Source organism: Myxococcus sp. CA051A, assembly GCF_013336705.1.
GTDB lineage: Bacteria > Myxococcota > Myxococcia > Myxococcales > Myxococcaceae > Myxococcus > Myxococcus llanfairpwllgwyngyllgogerychwyrndrobwllllantysiliogogogochensis.
On record NZ_JABUMS010000012.1, the window covers coordinates 248,019 to 270,247 of the forward strand.

The 22,229-nt window shown below is 69.4% G+C and carries 21 protein-coding genes; 11 read left to right on the plus strand and 10 right to left on the minus strand.

What is annotated here, in order from left to right; translation table 11 throughout:
• Positions 1–285: 285 nt before the first annotated feature.
• Positions 286–2,814, plus strand: coding sequence for a sodium-translocating pyrophosphatase (locus HUA74_RS31120; protein WP_174457448.1), 2,529 nt, complete (start codon positions 286–288; stop codon positions 2,812–2,814).
• Positions 2,815–2,883: 69 nt separating this feature from the next.
• Here the strand turns inward: HUA74_RS31120 and HUA74_RS31125 are convergent, their stop codons facing one another.
• Complete coding sequence (locus HUA74_RS31125) at positions 2,884–3,438, minus strand: hypothetical protein (protein ID WP_174457449.1); 555 nt, start codon at positions 3,436–3,438, stop codon at positions 2,884–2,886.
• 253 nt (positions 3,439–3,691) lie between these two features.
• Between HUA74_RS31125 and HUA74_RS31130 the strand changes: the two genes are divergently transcribed.
• The 3 genes from HUA74_RS31130 to HUA74_RS31140 all read left to right on the plus strand — a co-directional run bounded on the left by HUA74_RS31130 (position 3,692) and on the right by HUA74_RS31140 (position 5,194).
• Positions 3,692–3,895 carry a cold-shock protein gene (locus HUA74_RS31130; RefSeq protein WP_015346287.1) on the plus strand — a complete coding sequence of 68 codons (204 nt, stop codon included), beginning with the start codon at positions 3,692–3,694 and terminating at the stop codon, positions 3,893–3,895.
• 107 nt (positions 3,896–4,002) lie between these two features.
• Positions 4,003–4,569 (plus strand): DUF99 family protein, encoded by a 567-nt coding sequence (locus tag HUA74_RS31135; protein ID WP_174457450.1) that lies wholly within the window; start codon positions 4,003–4,005, stop codon positions 4,567–4,569.
• 205 nt (positions 4,570–4,774) lie between these two features.
• Positions 4,775–5,194: a hypothetical protein gene (locus HUA74_RS31140; protein WP_141645432.1), complete on the plus strand. Its 420-nt coding sequence runs from the start codon at positions 4,775–4,777 to the stop codon at positions 5,192–5,194.
• 140 nt (positions 5,195–5,334) lie between these two features.
• Here the strand turns inward: HUA74_RS31140 and HUA74_RS31145 are convergent, their stop codons facing one another.
• The 3 genes from HUA74_RS31145 to HUA74_RS31155 all read right to left on the minus strand — a co-directional run bounded on the left by HUA74_RS31145 (position 5,335) and on the right by HUA74_RS31155 (position 6,918).
• A complete protein-coding gene (locus HUA74_RS31145) occupies positions 5,335–5,811 on the minus strand; it encodes an NUDIX hydrolase (RefSeq protein ID WP_174457451.1) in 477 nt (158 codons plus the stop codon).
• An 80-nt stretch (positions 5,812–5,891) separates the two neighbouring features.
• Entirely contained in the window at positions 5,892–6,377 is a 486-nt protein-coding gene (locus HUA74_RS31150; RefSeq protein WP_141645430.1) for a hypothetical protein, read from the minus strand.
• A complete protein-coding gene (locus HUA74_RS31155; RefSeq protein WP_174457452.1) occupies positions 6,361–6,918 on the minus strand; it encodes a DUF2378 family protein in 558 nt (185 codons plus the stop codon). The genes HUA74_RS31150 and HUA74_RS31155 overlap by 17 nt, the downstream gene beginning before the upstream one ends.
• 80 nt (positions 6,919–6,998) lie before the next feature.
• On the opposite strand from HUA74_RS31155, the gene HUA74_RS31160 reads away from it, so the two are divergent.
• From HUA74_RS31160 to HUA74_RS31170, 3 genes are all read left to right on the plus strand, one after another.
• On the plus strand, positions 6,999–7,724 hold the full coding sequence (locus HUA74_RS31160) for a hypothetical protein (protein ID WP_254613969.1): 726 nt from the start codon (positions 6,999–7,001) through the stop codon (positions 7,722–7,724).
• A gap of 78 nt (positions 7,725–7,802) precedes the next feature.
• The gene (locus tag HUA74_RS31165; RefSeq protein ID WP_174457454.1) at positions 7,803–8,258 is read left to right on the plus strand and encodes a hypothetical protein; all 456 of its coding nucleotides are present in this window, start codon (positions 7,803–7,805) and stop codon (positions 8,256–8,258) included.
• A gap of 6 nt (positions 8,259–8,264) precedes the next feature.
• Positions 8,265–8,762, plus strand: coding sequence for a hypothetical protein (locus HUA74_RS31170; protein ID WP_174457455.1), 498 nt, complete (start codon positions 8,265–8,267; stop codon positions 8,760–8,762).
• A gap of 47 nt (positions 8,763–8,809) precedes the next feature.
• Here the strand turns inward: HUA74_RS31170 and HUA74_RS31175 are convergent, their stop codons facing one another.
• The 4 genes from HUA74_RS31175 to HUA74_RS31190 all read right to left on the minus strand — a co-directional run bounded on the left by HUA74_RS31175 (position 8,810) and on the right by HUA74_RS31190 (position 14,606).
• Positions 8,810–11,923 carry an efflux RND transporter permease subunit gene (locus tag HUA74_RS31175; RefSeq protein ID WP_141645425.1) on the minus strand — a complete coding sequence of 1,038 codons (3,114 nt, stop codon included), beginning with the start codon at positions 11,921–11,923 and terminating at the stop codon, positions 8,810–8,812.
• A 13-nt stretch (positions 11,924–11,936) separates the two neighbouring features.
• Positions 11,937–13,049 carry an efflux RND transporter periplasmic adaptor subunit gene (locus HUA74_RS31180; RefSeq protein WP_141645424.1) on the minus strand — a complete coding sequence of 371 codons (1,113 nt, stop codon included), beginning with the start codon at positions 13,047–13,049 and terminating at the stop codon, positions 11,937–11,939.
• Complete coding sequence (locus tag HUA74_RS31185) at positions 13,046–13,774, minus strand: TetR/AcrR family transcriptional regulator (protein ID WP_246137434.1); 729 nt, start codon at positions 13,772–13,774, stop codon at positions 13,046–13,048. Before HUA74_RS31185 ends, HUA74_RS31180 begins: the two co-directional genes overlap by 4 nt.
• Before the next feature lie 133 nt (positions 13,775–13,907).
• Entirely contained in the window at positions 13,908–14,606 is a 699-nt protein-coding gene (locus tag HUA74_RS31190; protein ID WP_174457456.1) for a DUF2293 domain-containing protein, read from the minus strand.
• A 112-nt stretch (positions 14,607–14,718) separates the two neighbouring features.
• Here HUA74_RS31190 and rnz point away from each other — a divergent pair, with 112 nt between their 5' ends.
• Complete coding sequence (rnz, locus tag HUA74_RS31195) at positions 14,719–15,645, plus strand: ribonuclease Z (protein WP_141645421.1); 927 nt, start codon at positions 14,719–14,721, stop codon at positions 15,643–15,645.
• 34 nt (positions 15,646–15,679) lie between these two features.
• Here the strand turns inward: rnz and HUA74_RS31200 are convergent, their stop codons facing one another.
• Positions 15,680–16,210 carry a hypothetical protein gene (locus HUA74_RS31200; RefSeq protein ID WP_141645420.1) on the minus strand — a complete coding sequence of 177 codons (531 nt, stop codon included), beginning with the start codon at positions 16,208–16,210 and terminating at the stop codon, positions 15,680–15,682.
• A 360-nt stretch (positions 16,211–16,570) separates the two neighbouring features.
• Here HUA74_RS31200 and HUA74_RS31205 point away from each other — a divergent pair, with 360 nt between their 5' ends.
• Positions 16,571–18,256 carry an amidohydrolase gene (locus tag HUA74_RS31205; RefSeq protein WP_174457457.1) on the plus strand — a complete coding sequence of 562 codons (1,686 nt, stop codon included), beginning with the start codon at positions 16,571–16,573 and terminating at the stop codon, positions 18,254–18,256.
• A gap of 7 nt (positions 18,257–18,263) precedes the next feature.
• On the opposite strand, the gene HUA74_RS31210 is transcribed toward HUA74_RS31205, so the two are convergent.
• Entirely contained in the window at positions 18,264–20,264 is a 2,001-nt protein-coding gene (locus HUA74_RS31210) for a hypothetical protein (RefSeq protein ID WP_174457458.1), read from the minus strand.
• A gap of 105 nt (positions 20,265–20,369) precedes the next feature.
• Between HUA74_RS31210 and HUA74_RS31215 the strand changes: the two genes are divergently transcribed.
• Together HUA74_RS31215 and HUA74_RS31220 are read left to right on the plus strand one after the other, a co-directional pair.
• Entirely contained in the window at positions 20,370–21,599 is a 1,230-nt protein-coding gene (locus HUA74_RS31215) for a DUF6068 family protein (RefSeq protein ID WP_174457459.1), read from the plus strand.
• Positions 21,587–21,919, plus strand: a complete 333-nt coding sequence (locus tag HUA74_RS31220) for a DUF4286 family protein (protein WP_174457460.1) — start codon at positions 21,587–21,589, stop codon at positions 21,917–21,919. The genes HUA74_RS31215 and HUA74_RS31220 overlap by 13 nt, the downstream gene beginning before the upstream one ends.
• Positions 21,920–22,229 lie beyond the last annotated feature (310 nt).

Consider the following 22,229-nt stretch of genomic DNA (forward strand, 5'->3'; position numbering starts at 1 on the left):
ACACACCACCTGACGGGTTGCGGGGCTCCCAGCTCCCCCCACCGTTGGATCAGGTTGCGGACAATCACACCCCGCAATTCGACTTTCAGCGCCTGTCCATGCTATTCGCGAGCCCGCCTTCAGGCGTGTGACGTTGCACCCTGAAGGGCGAGGCTGTGCTGAAGCGTCGGCGCGCGGCAACTTCGCTCGCAGGCGGCCAACCCCTCGACACCACTCCCTGTTCACTCCGGGGCGCGGCGTTGTGGGCCGCGCTTTGGACGAGCCTCTGTGAGGAGTTGCACCCCCATGACACGCACTGTTCCACGGATGGACGCCCTGCGTAGGGGCGTCACCGGTGTCGCCGTCAAAGCCCTCGGGCTGCTGACGGTGTTCGCCGCCAGCGCCGCCCACGCCAGTGAGGCGGACCTCGTTCTCCCTGACTTCGCCTCCAAGTCATTCTTTGGCGGCAGCATCAACGGGCACCAACTGTTGCTCTCCGGCATCGCGGTCTGCGTTATCGGACTGGTGTTCGGTTTCATGCAGTACGCCTCGCTCAAGAACCTGCCCGTGCACCGGGCGATGCTCGAGATTTCCGAGCTCATCTATGAGACGTGCAAGACGTACCTGATGACGCAGTTGAAGTTCATCGCCGTGTTGTGGGCGCTCATCGCCGTGGTGATGGTGGGTTACTTCGGGTTCCTGCGCCACATGGGCGTGGACCGCGTGGTCATCATCCTGGTGGCGAGCCTCGTGGGCATCGCCGGCTCGTGTGGCGTCGCGTGGTTCGGCATCCGCGTCAACACGTTCGCCAACAGCCGCACCGCCTTCGCCAGCTTGCGAGGCAAGCCCTACCCCACGTACGCCATTCCGCTGCAGGCGGGTATGTCCATCGGCATGGTGCTCATCAGCACCGAGCTGTTGCTGATGCTCGCCATCCTGCTCTTCATCCCGGCGGACTTCGCGGGCGCCTGCTTCATCGGCTTCGCCATCGGCGAGTCGCTGGGCGCCTCCGCGCTGCGCATCGCCGGCGGCATCTTCACGAAGATCGCCGACATCGGGTCCGACCTGATGAAGATTGTCTTCAAAATCAAGGAAGACGACGCGCGCAACCCGGGCGTCATCGCGGACTGCACCGGCGACAACGCCGGCGACAGCGTGGGCCCCTCGGCGGACGGCTTCGAGACCTACGGCGTGACGGGCGTGGCGCTCATCACCTTCATCCTGCTGGCCGTGGGCGAGGGCTTCCGCGTCGAGCTGCTGGTCTGGATTTTCGTGATGCGCATCGTGATGGTGCTCGCGTCGCTGGCCGCCTACGGCCTGAACAACCTGTACCAGTCCGCCAAGTACAAGAACGCGGACCACATGAACTTCGAGCACCCTCTCACCGCGCTGGTGTGGGTGACGTCGCTCATCTCCGTGGCGCTGACCTTCCTGGTCAGCTACCTGCTCATCCCCACCCTGAACGGCGACCCGACGCTGTGGTGGAAGCTGTCGCTCATCATCAGCTGCGGCACGCTGGCGGGCGCCATCATCCCGGAGGCCATCAAGGTCTTCACCTCCACGGAGAGCCGTCACGTTCGCGAGGTCGTCACGGCCAGCCGCGAGGGTGGCGCATCCCTGAACGTCATCTCCGGTCTGGTCGCGGGTAACTTCTCCGCGTACTGGATGGGTCTCATCATCGCCGGCCTGATGGGCCTGGCGTTCTGGTTCAGCGGCTCCGGCGTGCCCGGCGCGGACGTGGGCCAGTTGATGATTGCAGCCCCCGTGTTCGCCTTCGGCCTCGTCGCCTTCGGCTTCCTGGGCATGGGCCCGGTCACCATCGCCGTGGACTCCTACGGCCCGGTGACGGACAACGCGCAGAGCGTCTACGAGCTGTCCCTCATCGAGAACGTCCCCGACGTGAAGGCGGAGGTGAAGCGCGACTTCGGCTTCGACCTCGACTTCGAGAAGGGCAAGCAGTTCCTCGAGGAGAACGACGGCGCGGGCAACACCTTCAAGGCCACCGCCAAGCCGGTGCTCATCGGCACGGCCGTCGTCGGCGCCACCACGATGATTTTCTCCATCATCGTGCTGCTCGTCGGCATCACCAACGGCCAGCTCAACACCGAGAAGACGCAGTTCCTCTCGCTGCTGCACGCCCCGTTCCTCCTGGGCCTCATCACCGGCGGCGCCATCATCTACTGGTTCTCCGGCGCGTCCATGCAGGCGGTGTCCACCGGCGCCTACCGCGCGGTGGAGTTCATCAAGGCCAACATCAAGCTGGAGGGCGTGGAGAAGGCCAGCGTGGCCGACTCCAAGAAGGTCGTCGAAATCTGCACCCAGTACGCGCAGAAGGGGATGATCAACATCTTCCTCGCCATCTTCTTCAGCACGCTCGCGTTCGCCTGCCTGGAGCCGTACTTCTTCGTGGGCTACCTCATCTCCATCGCCATCTTCGGCCTCTACCAGGCCGTCTTCATGGCCAACGCCGGTGGCGCCTGGGACAACGCGAAGAAGCTGGTGGAAGTGGAGCTGAAGGCCAAGGGCACGGAGCTGCACGCGGCCTGCGTCGTCGGTGACACCGTCGGCGACCCGTTCAAGGACACGTCCTCCGTGGCGCTCAACCCGGTCATCAAGTTCACCACCCTCTTCGGCCTGCTCGCCGTGGAGCTGGCGGTGGAGCTGGAGGCCGCGGGCCAGGGCAGTCTCACCCGCATCTTCTCCGTGGTGTTCTTCGCCCTGTCGACGGTGTTCGTCTACCGCAGCTTCTACAAGATGCGCATCCAGAGCGTCAGCGGCAACAGCGGCGCGTCGTCCTCCGACGCGAAGCCCCAGGCCGCCGTGAAGACGGCCTGAGCCGTCCACTCACACGCCTGAAGTGATTGAAGCGGCGGGGTGCCCTCACGGGGCCCCGCCGCTTCGCTTTCATGCGCCAATGCCTTCCGGGTCCGTGCGCAGCTCCCCGCCCAGGTGCATGCCCGTCTGGCAGCGGTAGTCCGTCACCAGCGCCACCGCCAACGACGACAGCCCCAGGAGCACGTGCACCGTGGCGACGACGGGGTGCTTCCGGGCATACCCCAGCACGAAGGGCGCCAGGACCGCCGCCGTGCCGTGGACGTAGTCGAAGATTTCGTGCGCTTCGATGGGGATGAGCCTGGCCAGACTCAGCCGGGCGTCGGTGAACAGGGACACGCCAATGGCCGTCGCCCCCAGCACCCTCCCCGCCCGGCGCGCCCGGCTGTCCCTGGACAGCTGCCCCGACACCATCGCCGCCACGCCTCCCCGGTAGTCCAGCAGGGTGTGGACTTCGGAAGGCACCCACCGGCGCAGGGGGAGCCGCTCGAAGAGGGGCCGGGAGAGGATGCCCGCCCGGGCGCTCTTGTCCGCCACGTGCCGCGCCATCCGGCGGGGCCCTGGCTCCCGGTGAGGCGGGGCGGACACCGGGGGAAGGGTGGGATTCGGAGGGGTCGGCACGGCCATGGGACGCTCCTTTCCAAGGGAAGCCAGGGGCTTCCATGACGGTAGGCACGCATCCCCAGGCGCGCGCGGTGCCTGTCCATCCCCCGGAAGCAGGAATGGCAGCCACCACTCCGCACCCCACCCTGCTGGCAAGCAGCCAAGGGGGCTTCCACTCGGACGGTCGGCCCGGGCAAACTACGTCCCGACTTACGGCCTCTAGTTTCTCAAAGGCCGATAACCGCGGCGCGCCGCACCACCCGAGAGAACGCGATACATGGCAACTGGTACCGTGAAGTGGTTCAACGATGCGAAGGGCTTTGGTTTCATCGTGCAGGACGGTGGCGGTGAGGACGTGTTCGTCCACCACACGGCCATCAACATGGATGGCTTCCGCACGCTGCAGGAAGGCCAGAAGGTGGAGTTCGAGGTCGGCCGCGGCCCCAAGGGCCTGCAGGCGCAGAACGTGCGCGCCGCCTGAAGCGTTCCGACACGGTGTTCCCTGAAGCCCGGCTTCCGCGTGCGCGGGGTCGGGCTTCTTCCTTTTGCTGTCCTCAAGTCCCGCGCGCTTTGCGAGGCTGCCAGGCCATGCGCCTGCCCCGCTTCCCCCGAGTCATCGGCTTCGACGATGCGCCCTTCGCTCGCCGCGCGGGCTCCGCGGTCCAGCTGGCGGGCGTGGTGTGCGCGGGCACGCGCTTCGAGGGGCTCGTCTGGGGACGCGTGCGGCGCGACGGCTGGAACGCCACGCGCGAGGTGTGCCGGCTCCTGGAAGGCGGCAAGTTCCTCCCGCAGCTGCACCTGGTGCTGCTGGACGGCATCGCCTTCGGGGGCTTCAACGTCGTGGACCTGCCGGAGCTGGCGGCGCGTCTGGGCAAGCCCTGCGTGGCGGTGATGCGGCGACCTCCGGACCTGGACGCGGTGGAGCGCGCGCTGCGGCGCCTGCCCCGGGCGGACGCGCGCTGGGCCAGGCTGCGACGTGCGGGCGACATCCATCAGCTGGGCGGCTTCACCTTCCAGGTGCGGGGCGCGGAGCCCTCCTTCGTCGCGGACGCACTCGCGCTGGTGACGGACAAGGGCCGCGTCCCGGAGGCGCTGCGACTGGCGCACCTCATCGGCTCGGCCGTCCTCACCGGTGAGAGCAGTCAGCGCGCCTGAGTCATCCCGGACTCGATTTCACATCCGGCGTGGAGCATTCGCGTTGGCGTGGAACGCGCTGTGGGGTGGCGGCAATGTTCCATCGTACCGGGTCTGTCTCGACACAATTCCTTTCGACTATTCCAGGGCGGACAAAGTTTCTGGGGGTGGTTTCGAGCGGGCCCCGATGTTTGTTATTGTTTTCTCTCCCTAGGAGGGAGGGCCCATGTTCGAGGTCACCAACGATACGAACCGTCGCACGGTCACCGTTCGTCTGAAGGGCTTTGTCCGACCCAATGAGATGAAGGATTTCGCCACGGCCTATCGGGCCGCGACGGATGCGTATGCGGGAGGCCGGCACCTGGTGCTGGCGGATATGCGGGGGTTGAAGGCGCTGGAACCGGAGTCCGCCACGATTTTCGGAGAGGTGGTGGCCTACGGTCGTCAGCGAGGCTGTCTCATGTGCGCGCATGTGTCGGATTCCACCATCGCCCGGTTGCAGACGGCGCGAGTGGCTTCCGAGGCCGCGCCCAACGACGACATCACCGTGGATTGTGTGTCCCTGGAGGAGGCGGAGCGGCAGCTCACCAAGGCCCGCACCCGCCACTTCCTGGTGAACGAGCAGGCCGCCGCGCACGCTCGCTGACGTCTCGTCCTACCCGCGCGCGACCCCCTCCTCGACGCCTTGTCTTGTCGCGCGCGGTTGTCTTCACAGCCTGTCTCGACCGCGCGGCTCGCGCCGTCTGGCGATAGCCCTGCACCGGGACAACCGCTCACGGAGGTGACTCACTTCCGGCGCGGACGCGCATGCTCCAGGTATGCCCGCACCAGCGGGGAGACAGGAAGTCTCAAGGCGGTGTCCAGGTCGATGAACGCCGCCCAGGTGACCTCCCGGTCATCGATGGTGAGCGAGGGCTCGGAGTCCACGTCCAGCTCCAGGAAGCGGACATGGTCCTCCTTGTTCTCGGAGGTGCCCACGGTTTCGAAGGCGGGCCGCAGCGACGCGGGGTCCACGCGCACGCCCACTTCTTCGTGCAGCTCGCGCGCGCCAGCCTCGGCGGGGGACTCGTGCGCGTCCATGCCGCCGCCCGGCATGCTGAGCTGGTGCTTGTAGGAGTTCTGGAGGAGCAGCACGCGCCCCTCGTGCCAGACGCCCACGAAGACGCCCTGCGTCCGGGGGTGGCGCACGAGCCAGTACACCCGCGCCAGCGCGTACGCGCCCCGGTAGCCCGTGCGCGCGAGCGCATCCACCCAACGCTTCATCGACGGCTCCAGGTCCAGGGCATCTGGCTGTCATACCAGGAGCCGGTGTCCGCTCGCGGCCCCCGGATGCGCGCGTCCACCTATCTTGCCCGCACCTCGGCGGGCACCTGGGGCAGCCAGCCCACTTCCAGCACGCCCCACAGGCCCAGGAGGATGGCCTCCGCGGCGTCGTGGCGCAGTGAGGTGGGCCTCGAGGCGTGGGACCAGTCGATGACCCTGCGGGCAAGGCCATCCGCGGCGTCCTTGGCCTGGCCACCGCTGCGCTGCTCGCGTGCGTAGAGCAGCCGCTCTCGCCAGTCCTCGGCGGAGACGCGCAGCACGGGCAGCGCGCGGCGCAGGGCCTCTTTCTCCCAGACGTCGGCCACGGGCCCACCGCCTTCGAGCACCAGGAAGGCCAGGGGCCCGGTGCCCGCGAGCACGGAGGGCACGGCGCGCTTCAGCCGCGATTGGCTGCCGAAGTTCTGGGAGCGGTAGGTGCGCAGGCGGCCGTCGCGGCCGTAGAGGGCCAGGCCCGAGCGCAGCCCCAGATCCACCGCGAGCAGGCCCGGCTCAGGGGTCGAGCCCATCGCGCCAGGTGCAGCGGTAGGTGACGTCCTGGGCGGTGAAGTCGCGCACGGTGACGAGCGGCTGGACGGCGCCGGTGGCGCGCAGGCCCGCGCGCAGGGCGCCCTGGGTGAAGTAGCGGATGGGGCCCGCCTCGTTCATCCAGACGTCGACCTCCCGGGAGGTGACGTCGTCGACGCGGGCCTCGGTGTAGTTGTTGCCGGAGCGGAACATCTGCCGCGCCCGGCCCACGCCGCGTCGGGGGCCCAGCAGTTGGATGACGCTGAAGAGGGCGCGGCCCATGACTGTCTCGCGGTAGCCGTCCACCATGCGCTCGCCGAGCAGGGCGTAGCCGACCTCGGGCGGCTCCTCGGGGTGCAGCTCGCGGGCGGTGACACGGACGGCGGAGCACCAGGTGTCGAAGCCGTAGGCGGGCTGGAGTTTGCTCTCCAGGTCCAGGCCGACTTCCCGCAGCCGTTCCCTCAAGGCCGGCGTGACACGTCCCGCGAGCCCGCGAACGAAGAGGCCTTCGAAGGTGTGCTCGAAGACGAGCTTCTCCGGCATGTTCACCAGTGTACTCCGGTCCCATAAGCTGTGGCAGCGGGGTACGGAATTCCATGGGTTTACAACGAGAGCTGGCCGTCATGGCCATGAATGCAACGCCGTTGCCGGGCAAGACGAACTTCCTGGAGGAGGTGGGTATCGCGACGCCGGTGCCACGCATCCGGGGTTCGATAGGGGCGGTGGCGCGCGAGCCGTTCCTGGCGTTCGACAACAAGCGGCTGTTCGACTTGTTGGTGGCGTTCACCATCGCGGACTTCCCGGATGGCGCGGGGTGCTCGGACTACTTCAATCCGCACAGCCCCTGGTACAACGTCTTCTATGGCGCGTATGGGGTGCGTTCGTACAAGCGCGACGGCAATCCGTGGGGTTTCCGGAGTGACGGGCGGCCGGACGTGGAGGAGATGCTGGAGATTCCGCGGCTGGACTACAACTTCCTGACGGCGGGGGAGTTGGGGTGTCCGGCGTCGCGGATGTGCTTCGAGGTCCGCGAGGTGACGACGGGCCGGCAGGGTGCGTGGCACAGCGCGGACGTGGCCTGTGTGATTCCCAGCGGGCTGCACCGCACGGAGGACGCGGACGCGCCGGACCTGAGCTACTACGCGGTGTTCGGGATGCCGGAGGAGGACTACCTCGCGGGCGGCCGGGAGAGCTACGAGCCGGTGGCCATGCGAGGCCGCATGTACTGGCGCCCGGTGGCCGACCGGCTCACGCTCGTCTGGGGCGGACTGTGTCCGGACACCCCCGACGGCCAGAGCCTCATGCACGGCATCATCGACGCGATGACACCCGTGTACACGGGCGGCTGAGGTTTCGAGCGCTCACGAGCAGACAGGTGTCCGCCCATGACCTGGGCCGCACCGAAGCCTGTAGGTACCCTCGTCCGCATGACTTCGCGGGCACGAAGAAAGAGCTGGGCTCTCGCGCTCGTCCCCATCGGATGCGGCCTGCTCTCCTGCGCTCACGTCGATGAGGGCAGCGGTGGCGGCTTCGGCCGCAACAGCGCGGAAGCGCGAATCACCCACCTGATTTCGGATGGCCAGTTCGCGCAAGCCGAAGCGCTCGTGGCCGAGTCCACCTCGTCGGGACTCATTGAGCAGTCCGCGGCGACGGCATTTCGCCGACAGATTGCCGACCTCTCCATGAAGCTGGGAGAGATACCTGCCCGGCTGCAGCGCGTGCCGAGCTTCCCTTCCCGGCTCAAGGACTTCACGCGGCATGAACTCCAGAAGATGTATGACGCGGAGAACTTCAGCATCGGAACGAAGAAGGAGCTTCAGACCGCGCTGAAGCTCTTGAAAGATGTGGCGAAGGACAACTCCCGATTGCTTCAGAAGCTGTGAGCCCTCATGCACCCGAGCCCCCACGAACTGCTGGAGCTACTGTCGGAGGCGAAGCGCCTGGAATGGGGCAGCGAGGAGCAATTGCGACTGCTCGAACGCTTGCGAACCCAATGCCCCGCCCATGTGCCAGGGCTGCTGCTCTCCAGCCGGGCTCTGCTCTGGGGGAAGGAAGACCTCGCGGACCCCGCCACCTTCTTCGCGGAGGTCGAGCAGTTGCTCCTGGGCGCCGTCGACGCCTCGGACAGAACGCCTGAGGCGCTCATCGGACTGGCCCGCTTCAAGAGCGTCGTCCGCGACGCACCCCTGGAGGCGGAGGCCCTCTACCGAGAGGCAGCCACCCGGGCGTTGACCGTCCTCGAAGAAGCCTGGGCCGGCCTCATCGAGTCCCTTGGGGAGCAGGGGAAGACCGAGGGCGCCGCGACCACGGCCACCCTCGCCCGTACGCTGTTCCCTGACTCCAGCGCGCTCGCCGAGGCGCGCAAGTTCGCGGGCCTCAAGGACTGAGCCGGACACCGGGCCCGAGACACCCACGCTCGGGCCCGGCGCTGTCGTCACGCGGCCGGGCTGGGCCCGGGTGACACGGGGGCCTCTTCGGGCACGGGCGCCTCCGCCTTCGTCGTCCTCCAGAAGCCGACCTTCTCCATCGCCGCGAACACCACCGGCACCACCAGCAGCGTCAGGAACGTCGAGGTGATGACGCCACCAATCACCGAGATGGCCATCGGCGCGCGGAACTCCGAGCCCGTCCCCGAGCCCACCGCCGTCGGCACCATGCCAATCGCCATCGCCGCGCTCGTCATCAGAATCGGACGCAGCCGCCGGGGCCCCGCCTTCATCAGCGCCACGTCCACCGAGTCCCCCTCACGCAGGTGCTGCAACGCACCGTCGATGAGCAGAATCGCGTTCTTCGTCACCAATCCCATCAACAGGATGACGCCAATCATCGCGCCCATCGACAGGTGGTAACCCGTCACCACCAACCCCAGCAGCGCGCCCACCAGCGCCAGCGGCAGCGACGCCATGATGGTGAAGGGGTGCTTGAAGGACTCGAACTGGCTCGCCAGCACCATGTAGATGAAGACGAACGCCAGACCGAACGCCAGGCTGAAGGCCTCGTTCTGCTCATCCAGGCTCTTCATCTGCCCGTCATAGACGATGGCATAGCCGGGAGGCAGCGGCGCCACCGCCACCTGCTCCCTCAACGCCTTCGCGATGTCGCCCAGCGCCGCGCCCTTCGCGAGCTGCGAGTACACGGCAATCTGCCGCTCCCGATTCTCGTGCTCGATGACGCTCGGCCCGTCCCGCAGCTCCACCTGCGCCAGGTCCGACACCGGCCTCAACCCGCGCGGCGTGTACACCTCCAGCTGCCGCACCCGCTCCGGCGTGCTCCTGTCCCGCTCCGCCAACCGCACGCGGATGTCCGTCTCGTTCGTCCCCTCGCGCAGCTTCGCCACCACGTCGCCGCTGATGGCCAGCCGCAGCTGCGTCGCCAGCCCCGCCGCGTTGATGTCCGCGTCGCTCGCGCGCGCCCGGTCGATGCGCACCTGGAGCTCCGGCTTCGGCGGGTTCGCCTCCACCCGCACGTCCTCCGTACCCTTCAGCCCGCGAAGGATGCCCGCGACGCGCTCCGCCTCCTGATTGACGCGCGACAGGTCCGGCCCGGTGATGCGCACCATGATGGGGTAGTAGTCGCCCAGGCCCTCAATCGTCGGCGGGTCGCTCAGGTTCACCCGCGTCGCCACCAGCGGCGTCAGCAGCGCGCGCGCCTCGTCCTTCAGCACCGGGATGCCCTTGGTGCGCTGCCCTTTGCCCACCGTCAGCACGCGCATGCGCGCCTTGTTCACATCGCCGTTGGTGCCGACGATGGAATAGATGGCCGTGACTTCCGGCAACTTGCGCAGAAACGCCTCCGCCTCCGCCGTGCGCGCCTCCGTCTCCGACAGGCTCGCGGAGTCCGGCAGTTGCAGATCCACCAGGAACTGCGAGCGGTCCTCCGGCGAGATGAACTCCGCGCCCAGCCGGCTCGCCGCTCCGAAGGACAGCACCAGCACCACCACGGTGATTCCCGCCGTCGCCCACTTGTGCGCCAGCACCCAGCCCAGGATGCGCGCGTAGACGCGCTCCGTGCCGTCCAGGAAGCGCCGCAACCCCGACGCCACCGCGTTCTCCTTGTGGACCTCTCCCGGTACCCGCTTCTTCGCCAGCCGCGCCGACAACATCGGGTCCAGCGTGAAGGAGATGAACAGCGAGACGAGCACCGCCGCGGAGATGGTGATGCCGAACTGCTTGAAGAACTGCCCCACGATTCCGGGCATGAAGGCCACCGGCACGAACACCGCCACCAGCGACAGCGTCGTCGCCAGCACCGCGAGCCCCACGTCGTTGGTGCCGTTGGCCGCCGCGCTCATCGGGTCTTCGCCCTTCTCCAGCCGGTGCGTAATCGCCTCGCGCACCACCACCGCGTCGTCGATGAGCAGACCGATGGCCAGGGACAACCCCAGGAGCGTCATCTGGTTCAGCGTGTAATCCAACAGGTACATCACGAAGAACGTGCCGATGACGGACGTGGGCAGCGCCAGCGAGGAGATGAACGTGCCGCGCCCGTCCAACAGGAACATCAGGATGATGAGCACCGCCATCGCACCGCCGAAGACGAGCGCAATCCACACCTCGTGCGCGTTCTCCCGGATGAGCTCCGACTGGTCGATGAGCAGCGTGGCCGTGAAGCCCTGCCCCACCTCCGGAGCCATGTCCCGGAGCACCTGCTTCACCGCGTCGCTCACCGCCACCGTGTTCGAGCCCGGCTGCTTCACCACCTCCAGGATGACCGCGTCCTGGCTGTTGAGCCGCGCCACCGTGCGCCGCTCCGCCACGCCGTCCGTCACCGTGGCGATTTCATCCAGCCGCACCTGCGAACCCGTCCGGCTGCGCGCCACGGGCAACGCGCGAATCTCGTCCACGTCGCGGAACTGCCCCAGCGAGCGAACCGTCAGCTCGCTCGCGCCCAGCGCCAGTCGCCCCGCCGGCAGGTCCAGGTTCTCCGCGCCCACGCGCTGAGCGATGTCCAGCGGCGACACTCCCGCCGAGCGCGCCTTGTCCAGGTCCACGTCGATTTGAATCTCGCGCGTGTCGCCACCGGTGATGCGCACCTCGGCCGCGCCTTCGAGCTGCGCGAGCGCGGGTTTGATTCGGTCGTCGATGAGCCGGCGCAGCGACTGCGACGGCATGTCCGCCGACACGGCGTATGTGAGGATGGGCGTCGCGGAGAGGTCCACGCGGCCCACCACCGGCGCGTCCGCCGTCTGCGGCAGCTTGTTCGCGATGCCGGCAATCTTGTCGCGCACCTCCTGCACCGCGCGGTCCACGTTGGTGGACAGGGTGAACTGCACCACCACCGTGCCCAGGTTCTCCCGGCTCCAGGAGTGAATCTTGTCCACGCCGCTGATGCCCGCGACGGCGTCTTCCACGGGCTTGACGACCTGGGTCTCGATTTCACCCGGACCCGCGCCCTTGTAGACGGTGGTGACGACGACGACGGGGAAGGACACGTCCGGATACAGGTCCGTGCCCAGGCGCCCCAGGCCCATCAGTCCGAGGACGATGAGGCAGAGCGACAACATGGCCGTGAACACCGGCCGGCGAATGGAGACGTCGCTGAGGAACATGGACGGCCTCCCCTTACTTTACGGTGACGCGCGAGCCCTGTGACAGGCCCGGCGTGGGGTGGTCGATGACGGACTCGAGCGGCGAGCGGGCCAGCACCACCACCTCGCGCTCACGCCGCTCCAACACCTGCACGTCCACACGGCTCACCTCGCCGCCGCTCCCCACCACGAAGACATGGTCCCCGTTGGAGGATGACAGCGCCGTGCCCGGCAACACCCGCGCGTCCTGGTCCTCGCCCAACAGCAGCACCGCGCGCGCCAGCGTGTGCGCCACGAAGCGGCCATCCGCGTTGGGCACCGACAGCTCCACCGGCACCCGGCGCGTGGCCGGGTCCGCGGAAGGGAGGATGGTGCGCACCGTCGCGTCCTCGGTGAACACCCCCGCGCTCCCAATCGACTCCACCCGCACCTTCGCGCCGGGCTTCAGCCGCGAGCGCAGCGACTCCGACACCGTCGTCTTGAGCAGCAGCGTGTCCAGGTTCTCCAGATTGAACAGCGGCGTGCCCGGCCCCACCGTGGCGCCGGTCTGCTCGGGCGCGTCGATGAGCGTGCCCGAGAAGGGCGCGCGCAGGTCATGCCGCCGCCGCGCCGCTCGCGCCTGCGCCAGCTGCGCCTGCGCCGCCAGCAGCTGCGCCCGCGCCTGCGCCGCCGTCGCGGAGGTGGAGCGGTTCTGCAAGTCGCTCACCCCGCCTTCCTTCTGGAGCGCCTCGTTGCGAGAGGCCACGTCGGACGCCATCGTCGAACCGGCCTCCGCGGCGGCCACCGCCGCCTGCGCCTGCGCCACCTGCGCGTCGACGATTTCCACGTCGAGCTGCCCCAGCACGTCGCCCTTCTTCACCGCCGCGCCCTTGCCCAGCTTCACGGCGGCGAGCCGGCCCCCCACCTCGAAGCCCACCTGGAGCGCCTGCGCGGGGAACAGCGTGCCCGTCACCTCTTCGCGGGGCGCGGCTCGCACCGTGCGCGTGGCGACCAGCTTCACCGTGGGCGCCGCCGCGTCCGTCTTCGCGACGGCGGCCGGCGTGGAGGAAGCATCCGCCTTGCTACAAGCGGGCAGAGACAGCGCCGTGACGACGACACCCAACGCCGCGAGCGCGCGCGGGGCGGAAGGTTTCCAGGTGGGGTTCACGGGCGTTTCCTCGGGGTGTGGCGGGTCTTCGCGCGGGCGGGAGGCCGGCGCTGGGAAGTCGTGGGGCGCTTGGCCCGGGAGACAACGGGCTCGGACACGGGCACGGGCGCATCAAAGCGGGGCAGCGTGCCGCCCTCGCACAGGCGCTGGAGCGTGTACGCCCAGGCGGACAGGTCCGGCTTCTCCGGCAGGTGCACCATGCGCTGGGACAGGAGCACGTACGCGCCGACGATGACGGAGGCGAACAGCTTCGCGTCCATCTCCTGGTCCGCCGCGCCCGCCTCCTGCAACCGCCGGAAGTCTCCCGCCACGCGCTCCACCTGCGCGTCCGTCATGCGCCACAGGAGCGACTCGAAGGGCGTGCCCTGACTGCCGCTGAGGAGCACCGAGACGACGTCCCGGTAGGACCACATCAGCTCGAGCGACTCCAAATCGAACGCCGCCTCCAGCTCGCAGAACTGTTGATAACGCGCGCTGCGCTCCAGCCTGTCGCGCGGCCCCATCACACCCTGCTCACGGAAGTGGCGCTCCACCTCCGCCATCCGCCGCGTGTTCACCTCGGTCAGGTGTGACTCGAACAGGGCCAGCACCTCCGCGAACAGCGCCTCCTTCGAGGGGAAGTGCAGATAGAAGGCGCCCTTGGAGAGCCCACACGCGGCGGTGATGTCCTCGATTCGCGCCCCGCGCAGCCCCTTGCGGGCAAGCTCCGCTCGGGCCGCGGTCATCAGGGCTTCCCTCGCATGAGGGTCAGCGGGTCTCGGCATGGCGGACCCGTTACTAACCCGGCGGTCATTAATGGCGCAACTTGACTGAACGGCGGGTCAGAAACCCGTCGGTATTCCAGCCCCAGCGCCCGGGTCAGCCCTGCCGCGCACCACCACCCACATTCATCAGGGCGGTGCAGAGCGGACACGCCGTGGGCCCGTGGGGCACGTCACGGCGGTGCAGGTCCAGGACGGCGCGGGAGATTTCCGCCAGCTCGCGCCGCACCTCGCGCCGCGCGCCCTTCACGCGGGCAATCTTCAGGTTGTCGTAGCTGGTCGTCTGGTGCCGCATCCACGCGATGACGGCGGCCTCCGCGCGGCGCTCCACGGGAATGCGCTCCGTGCGGGCCACGGTGCCGCTGCCCACGGGCGTGGCATGCGCGGCGACGAGCACGGCCAGGCGCTTCGCATGGGGCAGCCACGCGGGAGAGAAGGCGAGGAAGCGCAGCACGGCGTTGGCGAAGTCGACCTCGTACTGCTCCTGCTCGCGGGCACGGCGCTCGCGGCCGGCGGCCAGCTTCTTCGCGTAGGCGGGCGTGGCGCGCTCGGAGTCCAGCGCGGCGCGGGCCTGGTGGATGTGGGGTTCGGGGGCCCACACGCCCCGGGAGAAGAGCTTGCGGCCCACCTTCTCCACCACCGTCCAGGTGGAGCCGGCGGCCTTCACACGGCGGGTGAGGCCGGCGTCACCGGGGGGCAGCAGGGCCCAGCCCTCCGGCACGGTGAGCACGCGTCCATCCGGAGCGCGCACGCGGCGAGGGTCGGGGGTGGGAGCGAACGTCAGGGATTCAGGCATGGCGGTGTCTGGGAGCGCGGCCTCATAGCACGGGAGGGTCCAAACCCTGCTAAATGGCGCCTCGCGCCGTGGGTGTGGCGCGGGAGACTCTCTTCGCGTGGGAAGTGCCGGCATGTCCCTCCTCAAGCTCACGTTCCTCGGCACCTCCGCCGCGCAGCCCACGCTTCACCGCAACCTGTCCGGGCTCGCGGTGAAGGCGGACACGGACCTGCTCCTGTTCGACTGCGGCGAGGGCAGCCAGCGGCAGATGGTGCGCTTTGGCACCGGCTTCACGGTGGACGCGGTCTTCTTCACGCACTTCCACGCCGACCACTACCTGGGAATCATCGGCTTCCTGCGCACGTTGGGGATGATGGGGCGCGAGCACGCCATCCACCTGTACGGCCCGCCCCCCGCGCGGCGCCTCTTGCACCAGGCGGTGCACCTGGGCGTGGAGGCCATGTCCTTCCCCATCGAAATCCACGAGGTGAAGGACGGCGACGTCATCCGCCGCGACGGCTACGCGCTGCACGTGGTGGGCGTGGACCACCGCATCAACGCGCTGGCGTACGCGCTGGTGGAGGATGGCCGGCCGGGGCGCTTCAACGTGGAGAAGGCGCGCGAGTTGGGCGTGCCCCCGGGCCCCAGCTTCGGCAAGCTCCAGAAGGGCGAGGCCGTGACGCTGGAGGACGGGCGGACGGTGAAGCCGGAGGACGTGCTGGGCCCGCCGCGCGCCGGACGCCGGGTGGTCATCTCCGGAGACACCCGGCCGTGCGCCGCCGTGGTGAACGCGTCGAAGGACGCCGACCTGCTCATCCACGAGTCCACCTTCTCCGATGACGAGCAGGAGCGGGCCCAGGAGACGCATCACTCCACGGCCCGGGAGGCGGCATGGGTGGCGCGCGAGGCGGGAGCGCGGCGACTGATTCTCACCCACCTGTCCAGCCGCCACGACACGGACCCCGCGAAACTCCTCAACCAGGCGCGGGAGGAGTTCAAGGGGCCCCTGGAAGTGGCGTACGACGGCCTCACCCTGGAGCTGCCGCTGCGCGACGAGTAGCGCGCGTCAGCGGCGGCTCCTGTCGGGGACAGCGTTACTGGACCTTGTCCGCTTCGGCGCGCAGCGCGGCGGCGGACTCGGCGTCCACCTTCTGCAGCAGCTCCCACTCCATCTCCGCGTCGCGGTTGATGTTGCCGCCGTCGGCGCGGACGCCCGGGTCATTCAGCTCCTGGGAACGGCCTCCGGAGCTGGCGCTCTTGGTCTCCGTGGCCAACTGCTTGTGGAACTCGATGGCGCACTGGCCGGGGCCACGCTCGGTCCCCTTGACGTGGTAGCGCACCTGCGTGGTGCCCAGCGACGAGGGGGCGCCGTGCATCAGCCACTCGGACGTCGCCTCGAAGCCCTGCGCGCCCACGCGCAGCGAGTAGCCCTTCTCCTTGAGGAGGGCCAGCGCCTGAGGCCACACCTCGGCCATGGGCTTGCGGTACACGTGGGTCCGCGTCTTGTCGTGCAGGAAGGCTTCGCGGCGGCGGCCGGCGCAACCCGCGGCGGTGGTCAGACAGAGGGCGGCGACGACCAGCAGCGCGGTGGGCCCGAGCCGGGACTTGGACAGGTTCAGGTTCATGACGACTCCAGGGAACGTGAGACGCCGCAACATCCCTCACGCCCCGGCTCGTCGCCAAGTCCCCCTCTCTGACGTCAAGCCCCCCGGACAGGAAGCTTGCGTGGCGCAACCATCTTTTCGCCGCCTGCCCTCGCTCCGCGTGCGGTGCGACGGAGGGTGGGCGCGCCCGAGCCCGACACCTGGAGCAGTCGCCTGGTCCCTCCTGGAGTGAAGGGGCCGCCCGGAGCCAGTCGGTGGGATTCTCCGTGGGCCCGGGCCGCGGCGCGTCACGCGCCGGATGCTGGCCCGTGCGGTGCGGGTGCGCCAGAGTGTCGCGCCCGTCCCACGCTCGGGGCGGTCTCCCAGGCAGGTGCGCGAAAGATGCTGCGACGACTCGGCGGACTCCTCGGTGCGGTGGTCCTTCTCTCGGCCTCGAGCGGCTGCACGCGCAACACGCCGGGTGCGGAAGCCACGGGCACGTCGGTGTACGTGGCGCGGCGCATCCGCACCCTGGACGCGGCGCGGCCGGTGGTGGAGGCGCTCGCGGTGCGCGAGGGCAAGGTGCTGGCCACGGGCACGCGGGATGAGGTGCTCGCCGCGGCGGGCGCGGGCGCGCGCGTGGTGGACCTGGGTGAGGCCACGGTGGTGCCGGGCCTGACGGACTCACACGGCCACCTGTCCGCGTTGGGCCAGTGGGAGGCGACGGTGAGCCTGCTGGGCGCGACGTCCAAGGCGGAGGCCCTGGCGCGCGTCGCCTCGGCGCCGAGCACCTCGTTCCAGGGCGAGTGGCTCGTCGGCCAGGGATGGGACCAGAACGACTGGACGGAGAAGGCCTTCCCCACGCGGCAGGATTTGGATGCGAAGCACCCCGACGTGCCGGTGATGCTGGCGCGCATCGACGGACACGCGGCGTGGGTCAACAGCGAGGCGTTGCGGCGCGCGGGCGTCACCCGCGACACGAAGGACCCGGAGGGCGGACGGATTCTGCGCGGCGCGGACGGTGAGGCCACCGGCATCCTCGTGGACAACGCCATGGGCCTTGTCTACGCCGTGCTGCCCTCGCTCACGGAGGCGGAGCTGGCCGCGCAGCTCACCGCGGCGCTCTCCCGGGCCGCGCGAGCGGGCCTCACGGGGGTCCACGACGCGGGCATGGACCTGCGCACCTTCCGCCTGCTCCAGCGCTGGGACAAGGAGCGCAAGCTGCCCCTGCGCGTCTACGCCATGGCGGACGGGCAGTCAGCGGACCGCGAGACGTACCTGCGCGAGGGCCCCTACCAGGGCGAGCGCCTCACGCTGCGCGCGGTGAAGCTCGTCCTGGACGGCGCGTTGGGCAGCCGGGGCGCGGCGCTGCACCAGGACTACAGCGACGAGCCCGGGCATCGGGGGCTCCTGATGATGACGCCGGAGGAGTACGAGCGGCGCGTGAGGTCCTTCATGGCGGGAGGCTTCCAGGTGTGCACGCATGCGATTGGAGACCGCGCCAACACGCTGGTGCTGGACACGCTGCTGCGCGCGGCCGAGGCCACGGGCACGCGTGACGGTCGCCACCGCGTGGAGCACGCGCAGGTGATGCGCCCGGAGGACATCGACCGGCTGGGGCGCGGCGGCTTCCTGGCCAGCGTGCAGCCCACGCACGCCACCAGCGACATGCCCTGGGCGGAGGCCCGCGTGGGCGCCGAGCGGATTCGAGGCGCCTACGCGTGGCAGCGCCTGAAGGCCTCTGGCGCGGTGCTGGCGCTGGGCAGTGACTTCCCGGTGGAGCGGCCGGACGTGCTCGCGGGTCTCTACGCGGCGCGCACGCGGCAGGACGCGCGCGGCACGCCCGAGGGCGGCTGGTACGCGGACCAGCGGCTGAGCGGCGAGGAGGCCCTGGAGGGCTTCACCGTGGGCGCGGCCTACGCCTCCTTCGCGGAGGCGCGGCGGGGACGGCTGCAGCCCGGCATGGACGCGGACTTCGTCGCGCTGTCGGTGGACCCGGTGGACGCGCCCGTCGCCGAGCTGCCAGGCGCCCAGGTGCGCCTGACCGTCGTGGGCGGCGACGAAGTCTTCCGCGCGGCGGAGAAGTGAGCCCCGCCTAGAAGGCCGCCTCCGAGCTGAGCGACTGGACGCGGCGGTTGAGCTCTTCCTGAGCCGCCTGCCGCTCCTTCGCCAGTCGCTCCAGCTCGCGGGTGATGGCCTCGAGCCGGTCCTCCTGCTCGTTGAGCTTGGCCACGAAGCGCTCGGCCAGCTCGCGCTGGGACACGCCGCTCTTGAGCGACTCGATGTTGGCGCGGATGCGCTCCTGGTCCTTGAAGAGCTGGGCACGCTCCGCGGTGAGTTGCTGTTCGTCGCGCGTCAGCGCCGCCACGCGCTCGCGGATGGCAATCACCTCGCGCAGCGCGTCCGCCATCTTCGCGTCCACGTAGCGCTGCGACAGGAAGAAGGCCACCTCGTCCGGCCCCGCGCTGGAGATGGAGTACTGCCGGTGGCCGCGCGTGCGCTCGGACACCACCAGTTCGTCCTGTGAGCCCGGCGCCAGGTCCCGCTTGAAGCGCCAGAAGCCGTCCGTCGTCTCCGCGGGCGCGGGCATGTCCTTCTCCAGCTCCCAGCCCGAGCGCGGGTGCTCCACGAAGAGGACCTGCGGCCGCTGCGCCTTGTTGCGCACCAGGTACTTCGTGCGCCGCACGTGGAAGTACTCCACCACCAGCGTGCCCCGGCTCACCACCGCGCGGAACACCGGCCCGTCCTCCGTGCGGTCCTCCACGGAGACGACGCAGCCCAGCTCCACCGCGTACGGCACGAAGCGCGTGTCCTGCGGCTTCATGGTGTCGAGCATCGCCTCGCCCACGTACCGCTCGTCCTCCGTCACCGTCACCGGCCCGCCCTCCAGCGTCAGGCCCGTGGTGTTCTTCAGCTCGATGCAGGCCATGGGGTTCTTCTCGCGCGTCGTGCGGTTGTAGAGGAGCACCCGGCGGCCCTCGAAGGGCTTGTGGAGGATGGGCACCAGCGCGCTCTGGTTGCGGTGCACCGTGACCGGGCGGTCCACGCCGTACTCGAAGAGGTCCCCCACCTCCTTCGTCAGCGTCGTCACTTGGTTGCTCTGCTCCAGCACCTCGCGCAGCCGGGGGCCACCACCGCCGCCCGGGCCTCCCACGAAGCTCGCCTCCTTGCGCATCATCTTCTTGGAGCGGCCCGGGGCGGCGGCGGGCGCGGCCATCACCGGCATGGCCTCGCTCTCCATCATGTCCATCGAGCCGCCGAAGCTCTCCTCGGGAATCACCGGCGCGGCGGCGGCCTCCGTTTGCACCTCCACCACCGGGCGCTTCATGTAGCGGGGGTTGTAGAGGTCGTGCACGAAGGACACCGGCAGGCCCGCGACGAGCGCCAGCGACACGTCCACCCAGTCCTCGTCTCCCGTGTTGTCCACCAGCGCCCAGCCCTGGAGCAGCGGCGGCTCGCCCTCGTCCAGGAGGATGCGGTAGCTGGTCTTCCACACCGGCGCTTCCAGCACGTAGCTGACGAAGACCTCCCGCTCACCCTCGCCGGAGGTGAGGATGGACATGCGCTTGCTGTCCTTCTTGTACGAGGACAACACCGTGGCCAGGTAGAACTCCAAATCCTTGCGCACCGCCTCATCGAGGAACTCCAGCTCCGCGATGTCGAGCACGTCGAACGTGCGCAGCGAGCCGCCCACCAGCAGCGTGAGGAAGGGCCGCACGACGCTCGTCTCCCCGGCCGCCACCGCGAGCGACTCCAGGCCGATGATGGCGCCCTCCACCTGACCGCCCCCGACGCGCGCCCGCACGCGCGCGCCCTTGATTTGACCGAGCAGCGCCGTGAGGCTGCCGTCCTCCGGAATCCGGATGGTGGCCTCCGAGAGCAGCTGCTCCAGCGGCTTGGTGGAGTCGTAGCTCACCGCGGACACCGAGCCGCCCGACAAGTCCAACACCGTCAGCGACTTCAGCACGTCGTTCATGTCGCGCGCCTTGAAGTCCAGGTGCAGCGTGTCGCTGCCCGTCACTCCGCCCCGGCGCTCGAAGTAGCCGACGCCATGCTTGTAGAGGACGACACGACGGATGGGCAGGTTCGTGGCCATGAGCGATGGAACTCCAGGAAGTTGGGGACAGCCTGCGCTCCGGTGTATCAAGCCCGCCCAGGGGTCGCGCAATGCCGCGCTCAGGCCCCGCGAGGTGACGCCCGAATGCGAAAGCCCACCGCAACCTTCCTGTCCCGTTCCGCGCTGGTGTGCGCGGCGCTGGCGCTCGGCGCAGGCTGTGAGAGCACGAAGCCGCGCGCCGTGAGTCCCACTGACGGCGTGCCCGTGACGCAAGGCGGCGCCGCGGAGAGCCCCACGGAGGCGGCCACCCCGGAGTCACCCGCGCCCCAGAAGGGAAACTCCCCCTGGCAGCGGGCCCGCGTGGGCGACAAGGTCGTCTATGCGTTCTCCGGGATTCGAGGCCAGCCGGGGGATGCGAATGGCGCCGCGGCGGCGGGGAAGCTGACGTTGGAAGTGGCGGCGGTGGAGGGCGCGTGGGTGTGGTTGACGCTCGGCTTCACCAGCGACTCGGGCAAGCCCTTGGAGCAGCCGAAGCTCTCGCGCGTGCTGACGTTTCCGATGCGCACGGACACCACGCGGACGTTGGAAGCGGAGCGCGAGGGCACGCAGAGCGCCGAGCAGCCCACCGCCGCGGGCCGCACGTGGGAGGCGAAACGTTACCTGCGTGACAATCGCCCGGTGGATGGTCCGCTGGAGAATCGGCTGTACGCGGTGGACGCGGGGCCGCTGTACCTGACGAACGGGTTGCTGGACGCGAGCACCACGCTGGCGGGCTTCCGCGTGCCGGGCAGCTATCAGCTCACGCTGGTGGAGGCGAAGCAGGGCACGGGGGACGCGGGCAAGGTGCCGGAGCGCGAGTCACCGCTGGGGCCGGGGACGTGGTTCGACTTCGAGGCGGAGTCGGAGGGCACGAAGTCGGTGCTGCGCACGTGCCTGGGCGCTGAGCGCGGCTTCGTGTTGCGCTCGGAGGGCCTGGCGCCGGCGGGCAGTGGTGGCGAGCCGTGCAAGGACTTCGAGCAGGCGGGCGCGGTGCCGCTGGAAGAGGCGCTGTTGTCCTTCCTCTGGGATGCGTTGGACCCGAAGCAGTGGCCACCCGCGATTCACAACGCGGCGCCGCCGGTGCGCGAGACGCTGACGGTGGGGACGAAGAAGCTGGCGGTGCTCCAGCTCGACTCGGCGGAGGGCGCGGAAGGGTTGAAGCAGGTGGGCTCACGGATGTTCGCCGCGGACCCGTGGGACAAGACGCTGAGCGGGCTGGCGCACGAGGCGCGCTTCTCGCCGCTCTCCGACTTCCTCTACCGAGTGGCGCCGAAGGGCAAGCGTGAGTCGATGGGTGGCCGGAAGCTGGTGGACTGGGGCGCGTGGCAGCCGTGACAGTGCTCGCGCTCTACACGGTGGTCATCGAAGTGGAGCCCGGCGCCGAGGACGCGTGGAACCCGTGGCACGAGGGGACGCATGTCCCCGAGGTGCTGCGGGAGCCCGGGTTCCTCGGCTGCCGCAAGTGGCGCGACACCGAGCCCGCGAAGGACGGGTGGGCCCGGTACGTGTGTCACTTCGAACTGGCCAGTGAAGCGGACTTCCAGCGCTACACTGCGAGCGACGCGGCGAAGCACCTGCGCGCCGAATCGATGGCTCGATTCGGCGCGGTGACACGGTATTCGAGACAGGTGCTCACCGAGGTGAAGCGGTTCTAGCTCGTACGGCCTGACCGCCTTTGGTGCCGACCGTTGAGAGCAATCCATCGGTCGGCATCAATCACCTCCCCGCGCCGCTGGAGGTACCCCTCTGGCGGCAGCATCAAGGTCCGCTTGCCGGAAGAATGGCCACGCCGAGCGCTCGCCACGCGAGTGCCTGACGGTCCCACGTGGACTCCGCCGAAAGAGCGAAGAGAACCACGAGGCCACGGACTGAAGGGGCAACGGCCACTCGTAGGGCAGTTCGGTTTCCATGAAGAGAGCGCAGCGACCCAGAAGGTCCCTCTGCTCGTCAGGGAGTGCGAACTGC